14 protein-coding genes and 1 riboswitch are annotated in these 19,059 nt (G+C 52.2%); all 14 genes read left to right on the forward strand.

Going from position 1 to position 19,059, the window contains the following annotated elements:
• Positions 1 to 20: 20 nt before the first annotated feature.
• Positions 21 to 131, forward strand: a riboswitch (purine riboswitch).
• A gap of 76 nt (positions 132 to 207) precedes the next feature.
• Entirely contained in the window at positions 208 to 1,167 is a 960-nt protein-coding gene (locus tag L6H98_RS22255; RefSeq protein ID WP_236419601.1) for a DMT family transporter, read from the forward strand.
• A 144-nt stretch (positions 1,168 to 1,311) separates the two neighbouring features.
• Positions 1,312 to 1,734 carry a cupredoxin domain-containing protein gene (locus L6H98_RS22260; protein WP_236419602.1) on the forward strand — a complete coding sequence of 141 codons (423 nt, stop codon included), beginning with the start codon at positions 1,312 to 1,314 and terminating at the stop codon, positions 1,732 to 1,734.
• Between the two features lie 111 nt (positions 1,735 to 1,845).
• Positions 1,846 to 2,880 carry an SDR family oxidoreductase gene (locus tag L6H98_RS22265; RefSeq protein WP_236419604.1) on the forward strand — a complete coding sequence of 345 codons (1,035 nt, stop codon included), beginning with the start codon at positions 1,846 to 1,848 and terminating at the stop codon, positions 2,878 to 2,880.
• On the forward strand, positions 2,877 to 3,533 hold the full coding sequence (locus L6H98_RS22270) for a prolyl oligopeptidase family serine peptidase (protein WP_236419605.1): 657 nt from the start codon (positions 2,877 to 2,879) through the stop codon (positions 3,531 to 3,533). The genes L6H98_RS22265 and L6H98_RS22270 overlap by 4 nt, the downstream gene beginning before the upstream one ends.
• A 260-nt stretch (positions 3,534 to 3,793) precedes the next feature.
• Entirely contained in the window at positions 3,794 to 6,130 is a 2,337-nt protein-coding gene (locus tag L6H98_RS22275) for a beta-galactosidase (protein WP_236419607.1), read from the forward strand.
• Positions 6,131 to 6,322: 192 nt separating this feature from the next.
• On the forward strand, positions 6,323 to 7,111 hold the full coding sequence (locus L6H98_RS22280; protein WP_236419609.1) for an N-acetyltransferase: 789 nt from the start codon (positions 6,323 to 6,325) through the stop codon (positions 7,109 to 7,111).
• A 154-nt stretch (positions 7,112 to 7,265) separates the two neighbouring features.
• On the forward strand, positions 7,266 to 9,335 hold the full coding sequence (locus L6H98_RS22285; RefSeq protein WP_236419612.1) for a bifunctional aldolase/short-chain dehydrogenase: 2,070 nt from the start codon (positions 7,266 to 7,268) through the stop codon (positions 9,333 to 9,335).
• Positions 9,336 to 9,354: 19 nt separating this feature from the next.
• Entirely contained in the window at positions 9,355 to 10,614 is a 1,260-nt protein-coding gene (rhaA, locus tag L6H98_RS22290; RefSeq protein WP_236419613.1) for an L-rhamnose isomerase, read from the forward strand.
• 258 nt (positions 10,615 to 10,872) lie between these two features.
• Positions 10,873 to 12,546, forward strand: a complete 1,674-nt coding sequence (locus tag L6H98_RS22295) for a ribonuclease J (RefSeq protein WP_236419616.1) — start codon at positions 10,873 to 10,875, stop codon at positions 12,544 to 12,546.
• A 239-nt stretch (positions 12,547 to 12,785) separates the two neighbouring features.
• Positions 12,786 to 14,369 (forward strand): contractile injection system protein, VgrG/Pvc8 family, encoded by a 1,584-nt coding sequence (locus L6H98_RS22300; RefSeq protein WP_236419617.1) that lies wholly within the window; start codon positions 12,786 to 12,788, stop codon positions 14,367 to 14,369.
• A gap of 18 nt (positions 14,370 to 14,387) precedes the next feature.
• Positions 14,388 to 15,527, forward strand: a complete 1,140-nt coding sequence (locus L6H98_RS22305) for a pentapeptide repeat-containing protein (RefSeq protein ID WP_236419619.1) — start codon at positions 14,388 to 14,390, stop codon at positions 15,525 to 15,527.
• Positions 15,528 to 15,554: 27 nt separating this feature from the next.
• Positions 15,555 to 16,073 (forward strand): hypothetical protein, encoded by a 519-nt coding sequence (locus L6H98_RS22310; protein WP_236419621.1) that lies wholly within the window; start codon positions 15,555 to 15,557, stop codon positions 16,071 to 16,073.
• Positions 16,074 to 16,775 (forward strand): PAAR-like protein, encoded by a 702-nt coding sequence (locus tag L6H98_RS22315; protein WP_236419623.1) that lies wholly within the window; start codon positions 16,074 to 16,076, stop codon positions 16,773 to 16,775. It abuts the gene before it with no gap.
• A 20-nt stretch (positions 16,776 to 16,795) separates the two neighbouring features.
• Positions 16,796 to 19,059 (forward strand): contractile injection system protein, VgrG/Pvc8 family (locus tag L6H98_RS22320; RefSeq protein ID WP_236419625.1); only part of this gene is annotated, 2,264 nt, incomplete at its 3' end.

Consider the following 19,059-nt stretch of genomic DNA (forward strand, 5'->3'; position numbering starts at 1 on the left):
ATGCAGGCTCAGTCGAACGTATAACAAATCCATATTCCATTCGTATAACCTCGCAGGCCGTCAGTGTACACAGGGCGAGGGTTTCTACAGGAAGCCTTAACTTCCTAACTACGAAGCTGAAGAATTGGCTCACAGCCGATTCCCGGCGACGGAGTTAGGATTTTTTGCGTATTGACATCGAACGAAACGGCAGGAGGTTTATCGGCAATGAAATATTATTTGGCCGTTCTCGCGGGAGCGCTGAGTTACGGCATTTTATCTACGATCGTTGTTTTGGCCTACGGACAGGGGTACCAACTTGGCGAGGTGGTCGGCAGCCAGTTATTTGTAGGCTTCATCCTGTCATGGGCGCTTGCTTTGTATACCAAATTCCGGATGAAACGAAGCGGTGCAAAAGCTGGCAAAGCATCGGCAGCGGCGTCTGATGCCAAATCCGGAGGATTTCAGTCCTTGACGTGGAAGCACCGCCTGATGCTGATGGCTGCAGGTACGCCAACCGTCATGACCGGACTGGTTTATTATCAGTCCTTGCGGTATATTCCGGCATCGCTGGCGATCATCCTGTTATTCCAGTTCACATGGATCAGCGTACTGATTCAAGCTGTAAGCAAACGCGAGCGGCCGGACAAAGTCATGTTTTTGACACTATTGGTGTTGTTCGGCGGCACGCTTCTGGCAGCAGGGTTTCTGGAGCATGGGTTAGGCGAATTCAGCGGCTGGGGTATCGCCCTTGGTTTGATGTCGGCCGTGAGTTATTCATTGTTCCTTCTCTTTAGTGGTAAAGCAGTCCCTGCCGCGCATCCGGCATTTCGCAGTGCCTGGATGGTTACCGGCGGTTTGATTTTGCTCTGCATTCTGTTTCCGCCGACGTTTTTGTTTAACGGATTGATCTGGGGACAGCTGCTGGTTTTCGGCTTGCTGCTTGGATTTTTCGGCGCGTTTATCCCGCCTGTGCTTTTTGCTTTCGGCGTACCGCATACCGGCGGAGGCATGGCGGGCATTCTCGGAGCTGCGGAGCTTCCCGTCGCCGTATTGATGTCTTCCATTGTATTGCATGAGCATGTGAGCAGCTTGCAATGGTTCGGCGTCATCCTCGTATTGCTTGGCATAGCATTGCCGGAGCTGTATAAATTACGGGCGGCACGATCCCGGACGCTGTATTCCTGACAACGGGTTATGTTCCTTTTCCAAAGAAGTCTTGCAAGACCATAGCCCAGTGGGGCCATTTTCATCGGGATGTAAATCGGTTATGCTAATAAGGTTGTGAATCGTTGGATTTGCGTACGTAGAACGGAAAGAGGAGCGTTACCTATGAACATGTTGAAAAAAGGATGGCCTTACCTTGCACTGGGACTTGGTGTCATTGTCGTGCTGGGAGCGTTCGCCGTGTACTTTTTGGGCAAAGATATGTCCCCGGGTACAGGAACGGCGGCAGTTGCCAAAGCGGACACGGCGGAGGATTTGGCCGGATATGAAGTGATCCATGTCAGCGTAAGCAATGACGGCTTCGTGCCGAACGTCATCGAAGTCAAAGCTGGCGTGCCGACCAAAATCAACTTTAACCTGACCCGGAAAGTCACGCATATCAATTCGGTGCTTTCCAGCAAGCTTGGCATGGATTTTTATTTGCAAAAAGGCGACAATTACTATACGATCGATCCCAACGTAAAGCCGGGGGAATACGAATTCAATTGCGGCATGTACATGGAATATGGGACGATCAAGGTCCTCTAAGCAGGACTGGCCAGGATAGGAGCAAAGATTCGGGTTCGCCGGCGCTTTGCTCCTATTTGCTATGCGTGATATCATGGAATGGTCCGGACAATATGCAGGAGGTGGCATGAAATGAAAGCGCTATTTATCGGTGGGACAGGTACGATCAGCACGGCGATTACGAACCAGCTTGCCCTTGAGGGATGGGACCTTTATTTGTTGAATCGGGGGAATCGGAACGAGGACCTGCCCGGTGAAGTAAAGGTGCTTCAAGCAGACATCAACGACGAGGCCAAAGTTGCGGAGCTGGTTGCAGATCTGGAGTTCGACGTGGTGGCCGATTTCATTGCATTTGTGCCCTCACAGCTGGAGCGGGATTACCGTTTGTTCAAAAACAAAACAAAGCAGTTCATGTTTATCAGCTCGGCATCGGCGTATCAGACGCCTTTGGCGGACTACCGGATTACGGAAGGCACGCCATTGTCGAACCCGTACTGGGAATATTCCCGCAACAAAATCGCTTGCGAGGAATATTTGATGAAGCTGTATCGGGACGAGGGATTCCCGGTAACCATCGTTCGTCCGAGCCACACCTATGGCGATCGGTCCGTCCCGCTGGGCGTTCATGGCGCCAAAGGCAGCTGGCAAGTGTTGAAGCGCATTCTCGAAAACAAACCGGTTATCATTCACGGCGACGGCACGTCGCTCTGGACGATTACGCATAACCGTGATTTTGCCAAAGGGTTCATCGGCCTTATGGGCAATATTCATGCCATCGGCGATTCGGTACATATTACTTCCGACGAGTCGGTCACCTGGAACCAAATTTACGGCATCATCGCCGATGCACTGGGCAAACCGTTGAATGCCGTCCACGTTTCGTCCGCATTCCTGGCGGCATGCAGCGATCAGGACCTGCACGGAAGCCTGCTGGGAGACAAAGCGAATACGGTCGTGTTCGACAACAGCAAATTAAAAAGGCTTGTTCCCGATTTCGTGGCAACGACGCGGGCGGATCAGGGCATCAAGCGCACGATCGAGCATATTTTGGCGCATCCCGAGCTTCAGGTCGAGGACCCGGAATTCGATGCATGGTGCGATGATGTCATTCAGGCGCTGGAGACGGCACTGTCCCAAGTCGGGAAAAGAAGCGAGGTCGTGCAATGAGCCAAACGGCGAACCGATTGACCAAACAGGTTGTCAAAACGGTATCGATCGAATATTTGCTGCATATCCCGAAGGCCGCCAAGATGTCTGCGGACAAGACGTGGCCCGTCATTCTTTTCCTTCATGGATCGGGAGAACGAGGCGATGATGTGGAGAAGGTAAAAGAGCACGGATTGCCGGCCATTGTAAGCAAGGATGATGACTTTCCATTTATCGTCATTTCGCCGCAGTGCCCGGAGGATGACTTTTGGGCGATGCAAAAGGAAGTGGTCATGGCCGTGCTTGAACATGTTCTTGCGAACACGCCTGCGGACCCGAAAAGGGTGTATTTGACGGGACTCAGCATGGGGGGATACGGCGCGTGGGGACTTCCCGCGGATTATCCGGGCGTGTTTGCGGCGGTCGCACCGGTATGCGGCGGCATTTCTCCCTCCAAGGCGGAGCGATTAAAGGATACCCCGATTTGGGCGTTTCATGGCGCGAAGGATGATGTCGTTCCATTGTCCGAATCCGAAAATATCGTTGATGCCTTGAAGGCATTGAATGCCGACGTGCGGTTGACGGTATATCCGGAAGGCAACCATAACGCCTGGGATGAGACGTATGCCAATCCGGAATTATACGAATGGTTTTTAAAGCATACGCTTGCATGAACCCGGTACGCCGGTCAAGGCGAACGGATGATATATCAACAATATACAAGATTGAACAGGCGCCTGGGACGTACAGCACAAGAGTTGTGCTGGCCCAGGTGTTTTTTTGCATTTCACGGTTTGCTTTTTGGTCCGATGCGAGCTAATCCGAAAATCGTCCATGATAAACCTCTGAATGTCAATGTGCAGGCAGGTGCATGTGCCGTATGATCAGCTTATACGAGGGGAGCTATCCCCATTTTCAGTCGAGGTGATTATGAATGAGTTCAGGCATGCACACGGGAGATTCCGTGATCCGTTATACGCTGAATCAACCGGACAAGCAGATTCGCCCGGGAATGATGTCCGGCCGAGGCGGCAGAAATCCGCACGGCGATTTTTATGATTTTACCAACTATTATATGACCCGAAACGGCAAACCCCATATTCCGGTGGTAGGCGAATTTCACTTTGCCCGATTTGCGCATTTGCAATGGGAAGAAGAACTGCTGAAGATGAAGGCAGGCGGGGTCAACATCGTGGCTACCTACGTTTTCTGGAACTTCCATGAAGAAGAGGAGGGTGTGTTCGACTGGGCGAACCACCTGAATTTGCGTCATTTCGTGGATCTTTGCGGCAAACATGAGCTGGCCCTGATCGTCCGCATCGGTCCGTTCTGTCATGGAGAAGTCCGCAATGGAGGCATGCCCGATTGGCTGTTCAGTTATCCTTTCGAAGTCAGATCGAACGATTCCGGATACCTGCACTACGCTGCGCGTTTGTATCGACAGATTGCACGGCAATTGAAGGGACAGTACTTTCAGGAAGGCGGGCCGATCATCGGCGTTCAGTTGGAAAACGAGTACATGCATGCCGGAGCGCCCTTGGACGCTTGGGGATATAAGGCTGGCAAATACATTACTTCCGGGCGGGACGGGGAAGAGCATCTGGCCAAGCTGCGCGAAATTGCGATGGATGCAGGCATTCGCCCATTGTTTTTTACCGCTACGGCTTGGGGAGGGGCCGCCGTGCCTGAAGGAGGCGTGCTGCCCATGCTGGCAGGATACGCCTATACGCCGTGGATTCCCGATCAACCGCCAAGCGGGGAGTATTTGTTCCGCGACTTGCATGAATCTCCGATGGAGCGGGTGCAGTATGACAGCCGCGAATACCCCGCAGCCTACTGCGAGCTGGCGGGAGGAATGCAGGTCAGCTATCATGCCCGGCCTTACGTCGACGCAAGCAGCGTGGAAGCGATGACGGTGGTGAAGCTGGCGAACGGCAGCAACCTGATCGGTTTTTACATGTATCACGGGGGGACCAATCCTGCCTCGCAAAAGGGTTATTTGAACGAGCATGCCTTGCCTAAAATGACATACGACTACCAGGCACCGCTCGGCGAATTCGGACGGGTTGGCGAATCGTATGACCGCATCCGCATGTTATCCATGTTCCTGGAAGCTTACGGCGAAACGCTTGCGCCGATGGGCTGCGTCATTCCCGAAGAGCAGCAAACGTTGACGCCGGACGATACGACAGGACTGCGCTGGTCCATGCGCCAGCAAGGCGGTATGGGATTTGTTTTCCTGAACAATTATCAGGATCATGTGCAGATGCCGGATCGGCAGGTACGCCTTGAGTTGGATACACCCCACGGCATTGTGAATTACCCATATGAGGGAAGCCTGCAGCTGAAAAGCGGGTGCGCCGCCATTTTGCCGTTCCATCTCGATCTATATGGCATCAGAATGGTCAGTGCCACGGTGCAGCCGCTTACCCGTTTCGTGTCGGAAGAAAACGACGAGGTTACCGTTGTATTTTACGAGCATGAAGGGATGAAAGCGGAATATGTTTTTGAAGCTTCTTCCATAAACAGCCTTGAAATGGAGAGAGGAAGCTTCAAGGAACAAGACCGGATGGTTGTGATCTACCCCGAGCCGGGCAAGGATAGTGATATCAAGGTGACCACGGCCGATGGACGCATCATCCGCATGTTCACGCTGACCCGCGAGGAGGCGCTGCAAACGTATCGTTTTCGGTTAGGCGGTCAAGAACGTCTCATTATCGGCAAGAATCATCTTTATGTCAAACACGATCAGTTGATCTGTACTTCGCCGGGTTCGGCAGAAACGGAATTGGCTATATATCCCATGCCGGATCAGGTTGCCGCGTCCGCCTTTGCCGAACTGTCATGCGGAAAACAAGGGCAGTTCGGACTCTACAGGCTGAAGGTTCCCGTCTACACCCCCGAATTGAAGATCGAGTATCCGAAGGAGCACACGGCCGTCCTCCATATGAATACCACATGGCCCGAACAGATCGAGGATGTGTTCGTGGAAGTGGATTATGAGGGAGACGTGGCACAGGCTTATCTCCACCGGCGGATGCTGACGGATCATATTCAATACGGGGATACATGGAAAATCGGATTGAAGGAGTTCGTTATGGAGCTGGACGAGCGTCCGCTAAGATTAATCGTTACGCCGATTCGAAAGGGAACGGTAACGAGCTTTGTCAATCAGGCTTACGTCGAACAATTTGATGGGATCGAGCTGGGGGAATTTCGCCGAATCGAGGCTGTACCTCATTACCGGGTTGGTTTGACCGTGAACGGATAATGTGTAGAGTTTTAGAGGGATACGAGAAGGGTGCGTTATTTTTGCTGTGCCTAGATTGGAAAAGTTCAAAATAACAAAACGATCATAGTAGGCAGGCTGCCTGTTATGATATGGTAAAGACATGCCGAATGCATTCGTGCATGTCTTTTGGCTTGGGCAGCGAATGATGAATAAAGAGTGGGGGTGAAATGCATGGAGATAACGCTTGTACGGAATGAAGTTCGGAAACAGGGAGCCTACTGCATGCGCAGCATGCAGCAATCCCCCGGTTACGTGAGAAAAGTCGAATGGACGGAGAAGCAGGCGAGTGCCGGACTGAACTATCTCCAGTTGAAACGAGGAAAAAAAACGCTTGGATTCATCGAATATGCTCCAGGCGAGCAAGCGTGGAGAGTCGTTCATGCGGACGGGTACTTGGTAATCCACTGTTTGTGGGTGGGCGAGACCGGAAGCGGGCTTGGAACAGAGCTGATCCGGCATTGCATCGAAGATGCCCGGCAGCAGGGGAAACGGGGAGTGGCCGTGCTGACCAGCACGGATTCGGGATGGGCGCCCGACCCGGCCATATTTGTCAAAAACGGCTTTGTGCCGGCGGATCAAGCCATGGATTTATTCGGGCTATATGTATATCCGTTACGCGGAGATGCGGAAATGCAGCAATCCCCCGCCCGGTTTCCGGACAATTGGCGCGAAAGGCTGGACATGTATCCGGACGGCCTTACCGTGCTGCGCACGGATCAATGTCCTTATCTTGAAATTGCCACCCACAACCTGCTCGCAGCGGCAAGATCCATCGGTATTGAGCCAAACATCATCGAGATCGAAACACGCGAGCGCATGATGGAATTGGCCCCAAGTCCTTACGGCGTCTTTCATGTCGTTTATCGCGGGGAATTGATTTCGTACCACCGGATGACGCCGAAAGGTTTTCTGAAACGGATCAGCGAAATCGACCGGCAACAGTCAAAGCAGGCACCTTGACACCCTTGTCAGGGTGTTTTTTGCATTAAAGCGCATACTTCAACGTATTTCTTTTGAATATTTCCGTTTATTTTTAAAATCTATTGTTTTCAAAACAAAACAAAGATGTTACACTCTGATTATGAACAAAACAAACATTATCGGAGGGAAATGAATGGTACAGAGTTTATGGAATTCAGCGCAGGCTTCGGAGAAAACAACGGGGCTCGAACAGTTGGTCTACCGTTCCAACCTGATCGGAGCAGACCGCAGCGTATGTAATATTTATGGCGGCAACACGTCCACGAAAACAACCGTGAAGGATTTCCGCGGTCGCGATATCGAAGTGATGTATGTTAAAGGCAGCGGTTCCGACCTGGGTTCCATGGAAGCGAAGCATTTTACGGGGCTGGCGCTGGAGGATATCCGCCCGCTGATCGAACGCGAAGCGATGACCGATGAAGAGATGGTAGAGTATTTGGAGCATTGCATGATCGATGCGAAACATCCGCGTGCTTCCATCGAGACGCTTTTGCATGCGTTCCTTCCATATAAGCATGTGGACCATACACATCCGGATGCGATTATCAGCCTTTGCTGCGCGGATAACGGCAAGGAGCTGGCCAAAGAGATTTACGGCGACCGTTTCGTATGGGTCCCATACGTGCGCCCGGGATTCACGTTGTCCAAGATGATTGCTGAAAGCGTATTCTCCAATCCGAAAGCCGAGTTGGTGCTGATGGAGAAGCACGGCCTGGTTACATGGGGAGAAACCTCCGAGGAATGTTATGCGCAAACGATCAAAATCATCAATGAAGCCGAAGCGTTCATCGAAGCACGCGTGGATGAAGGCAGCCTGTTCGGCGGCGTGAAACATACGGCACTGCCCGCAGAGGTACGTCGCCAAATCGTGGCCCAGGTCATGCCTACATTGCGGGGTGCCGTTTCGGACAGTAAAAAAATGATTCTTTCCTTCGATGACCAGGACGACGTGCTCGCTTTCGTCGGCGGTGCAAATTCCCCGAAGCTGTCCCAAGTGGGAGCGGCTTGCCCGGATCACCTCGTTCATACCAAAGTGGTGCCTTTGTTCATCGATTGGACGCCAAACGCGGACGACGTGGACGGCTTGAAAGAAAAGCTCGTGCAAGGCGTGGCCGCTTACAAGGAGCAGTACAAGCAATACTTTGAAGAAAACAAAAACGAAGGCGACGTCATGTTCGAAGCGGCGCCGCGCGTCATCCTCATCCCGGGCATCGGCATGATCAACACAGGCAAGAGCTGGGCGCTCTCCCAGGTCAGCGGCGCGCTCTACCATCGCGCGATCGCGGTCATGCGCGGGGCAACGAGCCTCGGCGAGTTCGTGTCGCTTAGTGCGAACGAATCCTATAACGTGGAATACTGGCCGCTCGAGCTGTACAAATTGTCCCTCGCTCCGGCAGAAACCGAATTTTCGCGCAAGGTGGCCTTCATTACGGGCGGCGCCGGCGGCATCGGCAGTGAAACGGCACGCAGATTGGTGTCCGAAGGCGCTCACGTCGTATTGGCGGACTTGAACCTCGAAGGTGCGCAAAAAGTAGCGCAGGAGATCAATGACCAGTATGGTGCAAACCGTGCTTACGCCCTTAAAATGGATGTAACGGATGAAGCAGCCGTTCAGGCCGCATATGCCGAAGTTGCCGTGCAATACGGCGGCGTGGACATTATCGTGAACAACGCAGGGCTGGCAACGTCGAGCCCGTTTGACGAAACGTCCCTGAAAGAATGGAACCTGAACATGAACGTGCTCGGCACGGGATATTTCCTGGTGGCCCGCGAAGCGTTCAAGCTGATGAAACAGCAGGGCATCGGCGGCAGCATGGTGTTCATCGGTTCGAAGAACTCCGTCTATGCGGGCAAAAGCGCGTCCGCTTACAGCGCAGCCAAGGCACTGGAAGCTCATCTGGCCCGCTGCATCGCGGCGGAAGGCGGCGAATTCGGCATTCGGGTCAACACGATTCTGCCGGATGCCATCCTGCAGGGTTCGGCGATCTGGAACGGTTCGTGGAGAAACGAACGTGCGGCCGCTTACGGCATCGAGCCGGACCAATTGGAAGAGTATTACCGCAAACGCACGACATTGCTCGTGAACATTTATCCAAAAGACATTGCCGAGGGCATCGCTTTCTTCGCTTCGTCCAAATCGGAAAAAACGACAGGCTGCATGATGACGATCGACGGCGGCGTACCGGCAGCATTCACGCGATAAGAAGGGAGAACGATCGGGTATGGACAATCAAGTCAAACAGGCTTACGAAGCGGCCAAATCGCTTTATGCCCAACATGGAATCGACACGGACGAGGTGCTCAAAAAACTCGCGGACATCAAGGTCTCGGTGCACTGCTGGCAAGGCGATGACGTTAAAGGTTTCCTTAACAAGGATGGGGAGCTGACCGGCGGCATTTCGGTAACGGGACAATATCCCGGGGCGGCTACGACGCCTGCGGAGCTTCGCGGCGATTTGGAAAAAGCCTTTTCGCTGATCCCTGGCAAACATAAAGTGAACCTGCATGCCATCTATGCGGATACGGACGAGCAGGTGGAATTGGATCGGCTTGAACCGAAGCACTACGAAAATTGGGTGAAATGGGCGAAAGAACAAGGGCTTGGATTGGATTTCAACCCGACGTGCTTCTCCCATGAAAAATCCAGCGACGGCTTTACGCTGAGCCATCCCGATCCGGAAATCCGCCAATTCTGGATTGACCACTGCAAAGCATCGCGCCGCATCGGCGCTTACTTCGGCGAGCAGCTCGGGCAAACTTGCGTCACGAACGTATGGGTTCCCGACGGCTTCAAAGACAATCCGGTCGATCGCATGGCACCTCGCAAACGGCTTAAAGAATCCCTTGACGAAGTATTTGCGGAGAAGCTTGATCCAAAGCATCATTTGGATGCGGTAGAGAGCAAGCTGTTCGGTCTGGGCTCCGAAGCGTACGTGGTCGGTTCGCATGAGTTTTACATGGGGTATGGCCTGCAAAATGATACGCTAATCTGCCTCGATGCCGGGCATTTCCATCCGACAGAGGTCATCTCGAACAAGTTGTCTTCTCTCGCTTTGTTTACGAGCGGCATTTTGCTGCACGTCAGCCGTCCGATGCGCTGGGATAGCGATCATGTCGTCATTATGGACGATGAGCTGCTGGAAATCGCGCGCGAGCTTGTCCGCCATGATTTGCTGTCCACGACGCATATCGGCCTTGATTTCTTTGATGCAAGCATCAACCGCGTAGCTGCCTGGGTTGTCGGTACGCGCAATACGATCAAAGCGCTGCTGCGCGCCATGCTGGAGCCTGTGGACGCATTGAAACAAGCTGAACTGGAAGGCGACTATACCATGCGTCTGGCGCTCACCGAAGAGTTCAAGTCGTATCCGTTCGGTGCGATCTGGGATTATTATTGCGCACAGCAAGGCGTGCCGGTACGCGAGCAATGGATTGCCGACGTTCAATCGTACGAAAAGGAAGTATTGTCGCAGCGGCAATAAACCGGCCTGAGTTTCTGAAAGGTTTACGTGGTTAGGCAGCAGTTTGCAAAGGAATTGTAAATAGTATACCCCGCTATCCTAAATTTTCATTTCGGCCACCTGGGAACATCTTTCCGGGTGGCTTTTTTGCAGCCTCCAAGCCGTATCCCGCGATCTTCATATCCTTCACCATGCATAGTTGCAGCGGATTTTTCCATAATAGGAATAGGTGTGTCCAGCGATACGTAGCCTGGACCTAGATGAAGAGGAGGCTGTGACGTGAACCCTGATGACAACAAATTGTTCGTTGCCGCGCTTGGCGGCGTAAATGAAATCGGCAAAAATATGTATATTATCCAGTACCGCCGCGATATTATCGTGGTGGATTGCGGTTCGAAATTCCCCGACGAAACGCTGCCGGGGATCGATCTGATCGTTCCGGACGTAAGCTATTTGCTGGAAAACGAAGAGATGGTGAAAGGGCTGATCGTTACGCATGGTCATGAAGACCATATTGGGGGGATCCCGTATTTTTTGAAACAGCTCAACATTCCTGTTTACGCTTCCAGATTGACCAGAGGGTTGATCGAGTTAAAGTTGAGAGAGCATAGAATGCTTCGGGAAACGGATATGCACACCATCGACGCAAAGTCGAACATTACGCTTGGTGAATTCGACGTTTCATTTTTTGCAACGAGCCACAGCATTCCGGATTGCCTGGGTATCTTTTTCCGTACGCCTGTTGGAAATGTTGTGCACACCGGGGATTTCAAGTTCGACATGTCGCCCGCAAGCGGGCCTTATCCGGATCTGCATCGCATGGCCGAAATCGGCAAACAAGGCGTGCATCTGCTGCTTTCCGAGAGCACCAATGCCGAACGTCCCGGATTTACGCCTTCCGAGCGGGTGGTCGGGGATCACATTTTGGATGCATTCATTCGTGCCAAGCAGAAAATATTCATCTCCACGTTTGCGTCCAACGTCAGCCGCGTGCAGCAGATCGTTAACGCTACGTTCCAGACCGGTCGCAAGCTGGCGCTGCTCGGAAGAAGCATGGTGAACGTGGTCGATGTGGCGAGTGAGCTTGGGTATTTGGACGTGCCGGAAGGTTTGCTTATCGAAGCTGTCGATGTGGAACAATTTGCGCCGAGTGAGGTGGTCGTCCTCTGTACGGGCAGTCAGGGGGAACCGATGGCAGCGTTGTCGCGCCTCTCTTCAGGCAAACATCCGCACGTTAGAGTTGCCGCCGGTGATACGGTCATCCTTGCAGCCGGAGCCATTCCGGGCAACGAACGCAATCTCGCTCATGTCATTGACAACCTCTATGTGCTTGGGGCCAAGGTTATCTATGGCTCTGGCGGCAGTACAGGCATGCATGTGTCGGGACATGGCAGCCAAGAGGAATTGAAGCTGATGCTTACGCTGATGAAGCCCGAATACCTCGTTCCCGTACACGGCGAATTCCGCATGCTGTACCAGCATCGGCTGTTGGCCGAATCCGTCGGCATGGACGGGGATCACGTCTTTATCGTCAACAATGGGCAGATGGTGCAGTACAAGGATGGCACCGCTTCGCTGGGACCGAGAATCCCGTCCGGCAACAGTCTCGTCGATGGCCTGATCATGGGAGATGTGGGCAATGTCGTGCTGCGCGACCGCAGGCAGCTATCGTCGGACGGCATGCTCGTGATCGTCACCACGCTGAGCAAAACCGAGAAACAAATGGTGACGGCCCCCGAAATCATTTCGCGCGGGTTCGTCTTTGTCAAAGACTCGGAGGAGTTCATGAACGAGCTGCATGAGCTCGTCACGGGCCGCATGGAAGAGTTGACCGAAGCGGGCGTGAACCAGTGGAACGTCATCAAACGCAAACTGAAAGACGAGCTTGGCAACTATATCTATGCCCAGACCAAGCGCAGACCGATGATTTTGCCGATCATTATCGAGGTCTAAGCCTGGGACGGCAGAACCATTTTCCGCGTATGAAAACATGAATGAATATGTAGGTTGGAAGAAGGGGCAGTAGCGATACTGCCTCTTTTTGGTGCGCGGTTATGAAGGAGAGATATTTATATAAAGTCTTATTTTTTATCCTTTTTATTGAAAATAAAGATAAAATATTAATTTATTTACTGATAAAGACGATAAATAGTAAATTAAAACATCTAAGAGAAAAGAAGGTGTTTGGTGTTATGTCTTCACTAACGATCAGTTATGAGCAATTGCAGATTCAGCCGTTTGAAATCCGGATCCATGAAGTTTCATTCCATGCGAAGGTGCACGAGCACGGAAGGCTTGCTTTTACAGGAGTGATTCCGGAAGAAAAGGAAGAGCAGTATGTGCGAATGGCTGATGAGAGCACGCCTGTGGAATTGTTGTATACGGACGATCAGGGCCGAAAACAACGCTTGTTTCACGGAATCATTCTGAAGCTCCGCGTGAGGGTGGAGAACAAGGTGTATTGGCTTGAGGGGGAGGCGGTGTCTCATTCACACGCCATGGATCTTCGGCGGGAAACCCGTTCCTTTCAGAACGCTTCGCTGTTGATTCCCTATGTGATGCAGAAAATATGCGGCCTCTACCCGGATGGACAAGTCTTCAATACATTTACCGAGAAAAAAAAGCTCGGTGGTTATACGCTGCAATATCAGGAGACCGATTGGGAATTTCTGAAACGGCTCGCTTCGCATTACCACACGGTAATTATTCCCGTATCAACGGAGGAACGCATCCGCATCTATCTCGGACTGCCCGAACATCGCGATGCGGGCAAGCTTGAAGCCACGCATTACCGGATGTATAAGGACATGCTTGCCTATCAGAAAGAAGCCAAATCGGGAAAGGGCGATCTGAACGAAAAAGACTTCATCCGCTATGAAGTCCAGGTTCGCGACCGTGTGCTTCAGCTTGGCGACATCGTTCAGTTCAAAGGAAATTCGCTGCATGTATTCGAGATTCGAACCGAGATGAAGCAGGGGCTGCTTGTCCATCACTATGTGCTGGGTCACAGGGCATCGGCATATCGTCGGAAGCGTTACAATTCCCGACTGGTCGGCGCGTCGATTTCCGGAAAGATCATGGGCGTGGTGAGGGATGAGGTCCAGGTTCACCTGGACGTCGATCAGGAATGGAGCCTGGCCGCGGCCCATCTGTTCCCGTATTCCACCATGTATGCATCGGAAGATCAGACCGGATGGTACTGCATGCCTGAGAAAGGCGACAGCATACGCCTCTATTTCCCTAATGCCAGGGAAAACGAAGGCATTGCGCTAAGCTCGGTTCGCCAAAAACTGCCTGCTGAAGAAAGTGCGGGAAGTACGGCATCTCCGGCATCCGGCGTGTCATCGCATGCCGGCGGGAGCGGGAGTCCAGGCAGCGGTGCCGCAGGGGGCGGCACCACAACCATCGTGCAGCAGCAGCAGTTGCAACCGATCGTCAACTTCGACAAGGACCTCAAGGAAGATCTGATGGCGAATCCCAATACGAAATTCCTGCTTACGCCGACGGGACAGAAGATTACTTTTGAAGAGGATCGAATCACGATCACCGGGGCGACTGGAGGAGCGACGCTGACATTGACCAGTGCGGGAACCATCATCCTGAACTGTGAAAACAAAATTACGCTGCAGGCCGGCAAACAGGTGGAATTGGTCGCGGAGACGGTGACCCTGCAGGCCAATCAAATCGATATGTCCACAAAGGATGGCAACGGGGGTTTGAAGATTGATCAGGGACAAGTCGTCATTAAAGGCATCGAGATTTTAATGAACCAATAAATACGCGGGGGTTGAACGATGCATCAGGTAGAACTATGGCAGCAATTTCTGGAGCAAGAAGCACTGCCGTGGCGGAATGCCAAAATACGCGAGCTGCATGAATATTATACGGCGAACAGAGGCGAGATCAGGGAAGGTCTCGTTCCGTTATTCGGCGCGTTATGTGAGAATATCAAACTTCAGCAGGCACGCGGAGAGCTTGGAGATTGCAGCACGATCCACGTTTCGCTGATGCGGACCAGGCTTAGCCAAGGGGACCCTGCGTACATGCTGCATGCGAGCGATCGACGCCGGGAAAGCGAAGTCCCTTTGAGCGGATTTCTGTATGATGCCGGCTGGATCTATCGCTTCATGAACGAGTGGTTTGAGGCATGCGAGCTTGGGCGCAGACGTTATATGAATCGCATTGACCAGGCGGCATTGGATTCATGGCAGGCAGGACAGTTGTATCCTTTTCACGTGTATATGGTTCATGCCGTTCGTCATGCCATGGAACCGATTCGGACCTTGGATTCCTTTGAAGGCATCCGAAAAGACGGCCACTTTGAAGTCCGCGTGGGGGAATATCTGGATCATGATGTCACCGAATCCGTGTATCGTGTCAACCGAATCCAGAGGAGTTCCATCACATGTAAAGGCTGGTTGGAAAGCCGACTGCCGTCCGAATATATTTACGAGCATATTGCCGGAGTGGATCTCCAACACGGAAATTACGCGGAGCTGGATTTCAATTACGCCAGATTCGAGGAAGCGGATCTGAGCGGCAGTCATTTTGAAGGGGCAAGCCTGCTTGGCACACGTTTCGAACGATGTCGCTGCATGCAGGCCGATTATGGGCAAACGCTGCTGTTCGATGCGGATTTTCGGGAGTGTGACCTGACGGGTGCCAGATTCGATGGGGCACTGGGCGGTCGGGATTCTTTTGTGGAGACGCATGGGCTTGTTTATGGCATACATGGTGTTCTGTTTCAAGGTGCCAATCTGAGTCATGCAACATTCAGATATGCCAGAATCGCGGGTGATTTCGCAGGTGCAATACTGGAAGGAACGGATTTTACGGGAGCGGACCTATCCGGCAGCCGGATGCTGGCACAGGATCGATTTCGAGTTGGATTAACCCCCGAGCAGCGGGCTTCCGTAGAGTGGATTGAAGCTTAGGAGAATGAGGAGAGGGAGAGGGATGGGATGGAGCATTACATCATCGAGCATGACCGTCGTCTGCTGCAGCAAGCGCAAAGCATACAATGGCCGGAACGAATGCTTCAAGGGTACAGTGAAGCGGCCAATGAAGAAATCGTGTTTGTGAAATCAGGCAAGGGTTATACGTGTCCCTGTGTCATCGACCATTATCCGGTCCAGCTATTTACGGAGAATATTGCCACAATCATGCTTAAAGCCGAACCTGACCTTCAACGGAAACGAGTGGTCGTCATGAACCTGGAGCAGCAGAATCAAACGTTCTACGACTGGATCGCTCTGCCCAAAGTGTCTGGAATGGACCCGGAGCGAATTCGCGTTCAGGCCGGGCAAGTGACAGGGTTGGAAATGAATCTCCGGAGCTTAGAGGAAAGTTCAATCTGGTGTATTCCTTATTACCGTTCGCATCTGGTTATAGTTCGGCTGGACGTTGCAGAAAAGTTATTAAAGGCGGGAATATACGGCTTAAACATAAGACCAATTCGGATAACAGAAGGGGAAGAGTAGATGGGGATTACAGATACCATTCTGAAAAAGGACACACGGAACAAATTGCTTGCTTCTCCTTGGAGAAGCGAGGATACCTACGTAACTGCGGGTGCCTATATGCATTGTACGTTCGGAACCCATGAAGAGGTACTTAACAAGCTGGAGCCGAATGGAATCTATATTAACGGGAGCCCGATGCTCACGGTGGATGATTGTGTGCCGTCGACCTCCGAACCCGGAACCATTCATGGCATTCCTTTTGCAAAAATGGGGCAGGAAATCGACGGAAACTTTTATTCATTCGGTTATTGCCGGAGTGAGCTGCATCCCATGAAGCTTGCTGAAAAGATAACAGGACCGATGTCGGATCCGTCTTATATGATTGATCCTGATCCAACAGAACCTACGATGGGAAAACCCATATATCCATGCTCGCCGCAACTGATGCCCACGGCATCGGCCGCGGCTCCGACACAGGCTCCGTTTACGGCGAAGGCAGCCTTGCAGCAAAGTGCCCTGATTGCACTTCCTATGCTTGATTCGCTGGTAGATGCATTAACCGGAGCGAAAGCTCAATGGACCAACGGCAGTCCCAATGTATCCATTCAAGGGGTACCTGCGCTCACGAGCAAGTCCTGCCTGTATTGCAAATGTGGCGGAAAGATCGGTTTGCTCACGAATGGCATGGACCCGGCTCCCCCTGAATTTTCGGTCAGGTAACGGTAAAGGGGGAATGATGGGTGGAGGTTATTTATCAGGGAGATGGATACGAGTTAAGCTGGCCGTATAAAATTAAGGACTTGCGAAGCTTTCGGGTTGAAAGAGCGTTTAACGCACATGCGAAGTGTGTGTTTTCCGTTCGCATGAGTGAAGAAGAGGCAGAGCAATGCCTGTTGCATAGCAGCTTTAGCGACAGTCTGATTTTGCAAAAAATGACGGATTCCAGGCCGGAGAGCTGGTTTGCCGGAGGAATTACGAAGGTAGACATCCAAATGGAGGACGGAATTCCGCTGGTGGAGGTCCATGCTCTCTCGCGGAGTTATGTGATGGATATGACACCGAAGAGCCGTTCCTACCAGAATAAACGCCTGACCTATACGGAGGCGGTTCGCCAATTGGCTGGAAGGTATCCCGGAGGGGACGCCCAGAACATGGCTACGAGCGATCAGTCATCGATCGGCGCCTTGCTGGTGCAATATGAAGAGACGGACTGGCAATTTCTCCAACGTCTTGCTGCGCGGGTAGGAACCGTGATTTTGCCGGATGTCACGATGGATGCGCCGAGGGTGTTTTTCGGTGTACCCGATTTGTCGTGGGGCACAGAGATTGTGGCCATAAGATATACGGCTTTAAAAGACAGGGAGCTGTATAAGCAGCTGAAAGCCCATGCCGAAGGAGATGACGCCAATCAACTGATCGAGTCCGATTTTGTGAGCTATCGGGTCACGACGGAGCAATTCTGCCAAGTTGGAGATGATGTTTCTTTTAAAGGACAGATCTGGGTGGTGTCCGAGTCTGTGATCAGTTATCTATCCGGCAGGTTGAGATATGAGTATTTGCTGGTCAAACGGCAAAGCTTGCGACGTAAATCCAGGCGGAATGAACAGCTTCAGGGCAGGTCCCTGGAAGGGCGCGTCATCAAACGGGCAAACAACATGGTGAAGGTTCATCTGGATATCGACGATCAGCATGATGATCACGCCAATTGGTGGTTTCCCTATTCGGGCGAAGGCAACAATATCTTTCACTGTTTGCCGGAGGAAGGCGCACGAATCAAAGTGTACTTCCCGAGCGGAACGGAGAAGCAGGCGATGGCCATTAACTCCGTCCGGGGCAGCAGCGAAGAGATGAAGGGCCGAACGGTTTTTCAGAAGCCGGAGACCAAAGTGTTCGAAATGCCGGGAGAAGCCCGGATGCAGCTCGGCGACGACGGAGTCCTGTTCAAGAAGGGAAGCGTCAGCCTGCATTTGGATGCGGGAAACATTAGCCTGAACGCCACGGAAGATTTGCTGGTTGTGGCGAGTAGTCAGATTGAGGTCGGTTCGGGAAGCGACAAGGGTATGCTGGAGTCCTTCCGAATTCAGGCCGAGCAGCAGATTGTGCTGCAAACCAATGTGGACCAATATGTAGTGCTGAATGGAAACCGGGTAGGAATCCAGAGCAAAAAAGTGGATCTGCAAAAGGTCAACGTGGATTTCATGGAACTGCTGACCGAAGAAGAACTGGAAGAATTGTATTTGGACATGCTGGCCGATGGCGAGATCATGAAAGAGGAACTGGATTTGTCGCTGCAATTACGAACGGCGGTCCAGTTAACGGATGCACAACGTGCAGACATTCGCAGCAAAGTTGCCGAGACGGCCAAAAACGATCCCAATCTGTCGGATCAGGCGAAGACATGGATGAGCAGCAAATCGGCGGAGGAGCAAAAAAACGTCTATCAACAGAAGTACGTAAACCAGCCAGCCGCCGAGCCCGAAAAGAAAAGCAAAGAACAAAAGCAAGCGGAGCTGGAACAGCAGCAGCAGACATACGATCAGATGGATCGCGACCGCACGGCTATTCACAACTGGCAGCAGCAATCCAAGGAGATGTGGGCGAAAGAAACGGCAGCAGGGAAAACGGAAGCCGAAATTCAGGCGATGCTGCCGCCGCCTCCGGTACTGAGTACGAAGTCTTCGTCTTCTCAAGGGAACGCCGGTGGCAAACCAGGACTGATGGAACGCATCATGGATTCCACGGGGCTAGGGAATGTATTGAATCAGATGAGTCCATGGCTGGAGCAGGTAGAGCTGAATGACGTGATTCCGCAAAAGCCGGATTATTTGAGCAAACAAACGCAAAAAACGGTATACTTATCCAGATACACATTTCAAGTATTGATCATCGACCCGCAAATGCTGATCGCCGAGTTTAACGTTATTTTTGGCGTGGTGGCCATTATTGCGGCCATTCCGACAGGCGGAAGCTCCTTGTATTTGTTGGCTGCCGCGGATGCGGCTCT

This window comes from Paenibacillus sp. JJ-223, assembly GCF_927798175.1.
Classification (GTDB): Bacteria; Bacillota; Bacilli; order Paenibacillales; family Paenibacillaceae; genus Paenibacillus; species Paenibacillus hubeiensis.

What these genes read in the sequence shown, in the direction of transcription:
- L6H98_RS22255 (WP_236419601.1), top strand. Translation starts at nt 208, where the DNA reads ATGAAATATTATTTGGCCGTTCTCGCGGGAGCGCTGAGTTACGGCATT.
- L6H98_RS22260 (WP_236419602.1), top strand. Translation starts at nt 1,312, where the DNA reads ATGAACATGTTGAAAAAAGGATGGCCTTACCTTGCACTGGGACTTGGT.
- L6H98_RS22265 (WP_236419604.1), top strand. Translation starts at nt 1,846, where the DNA reads ATGAAAGCGCTATTTATCGGTGGGACAGGTACGATCAGCACGGCGATT.
- L6H98_RS22270 (WP_236419605.1), top strand. Translation starts at nt 2,877, where the DNA reads ATGAGCCAAACGGCGAACCGATTGACCAAACAGGTTGTCAAAACGGTA.
- L6H98_RS22275 (WP_236419607.1), top strand. Translation starts at nt 3,794, where the DNA reads ATGAGTTCAGGCATGCACACGGGAGATTCCGTGATCCGTTATACGCTG.
- L6H98_RS22280 (WP_236419609.1), top strand. Translation starts at nt 6,323, where the DNA reads ATGGAGATAACGCTTGTACGGAATGAAGTTCGGAAACAGGGAGCCTAC.
- L6H98_RS22285 (WP_236419612.1), top strand. Translation starts at nt 7,266, where the DNA reads ATGGTACAGAGTTTATGGAATTCAGCGCAGGCTTCGGAGAAAACAACG.
- rhaA (WP_236419613.1), top strand. Translation starts at nt 9,355, where the DNA reads ATGGACAATCAAGTCAAACAGGCTTACGAAGCGGCCAAATCGCTTTAT.
- L6H98_RS22300 (WP_236419617.1), top strand. Translation starts at nt 12,786, where the DNA reads ATGTCTTCACTAACGATCAGTTATGAGCAATTGCAGATTCAGCCGTTT.
- L6H98_RS22305 (WP_236419619.1), top strand. Translation starts at nt 14,388, where the DNA reads ATGCATCAGGTAGAACTATGGCAGCAATTTCTGGAGCAAGAAGCACTG.
- L6H98_RS22310 (WP_236419621.1), top strand. Translation starts at nt 15,555, where the DNA reads ATGGAGCATTACATCATCGAGCATGACCGTCGTCTGCTGCAGCAAGCG.
- L6H98_RS22315 (WP_236419623.1), top strand. Translation starts at nt 16,074, where the DNA reads ATGGGGATTACAGATACCATTCTGAAAAAGGACACACGGAACAAATTG.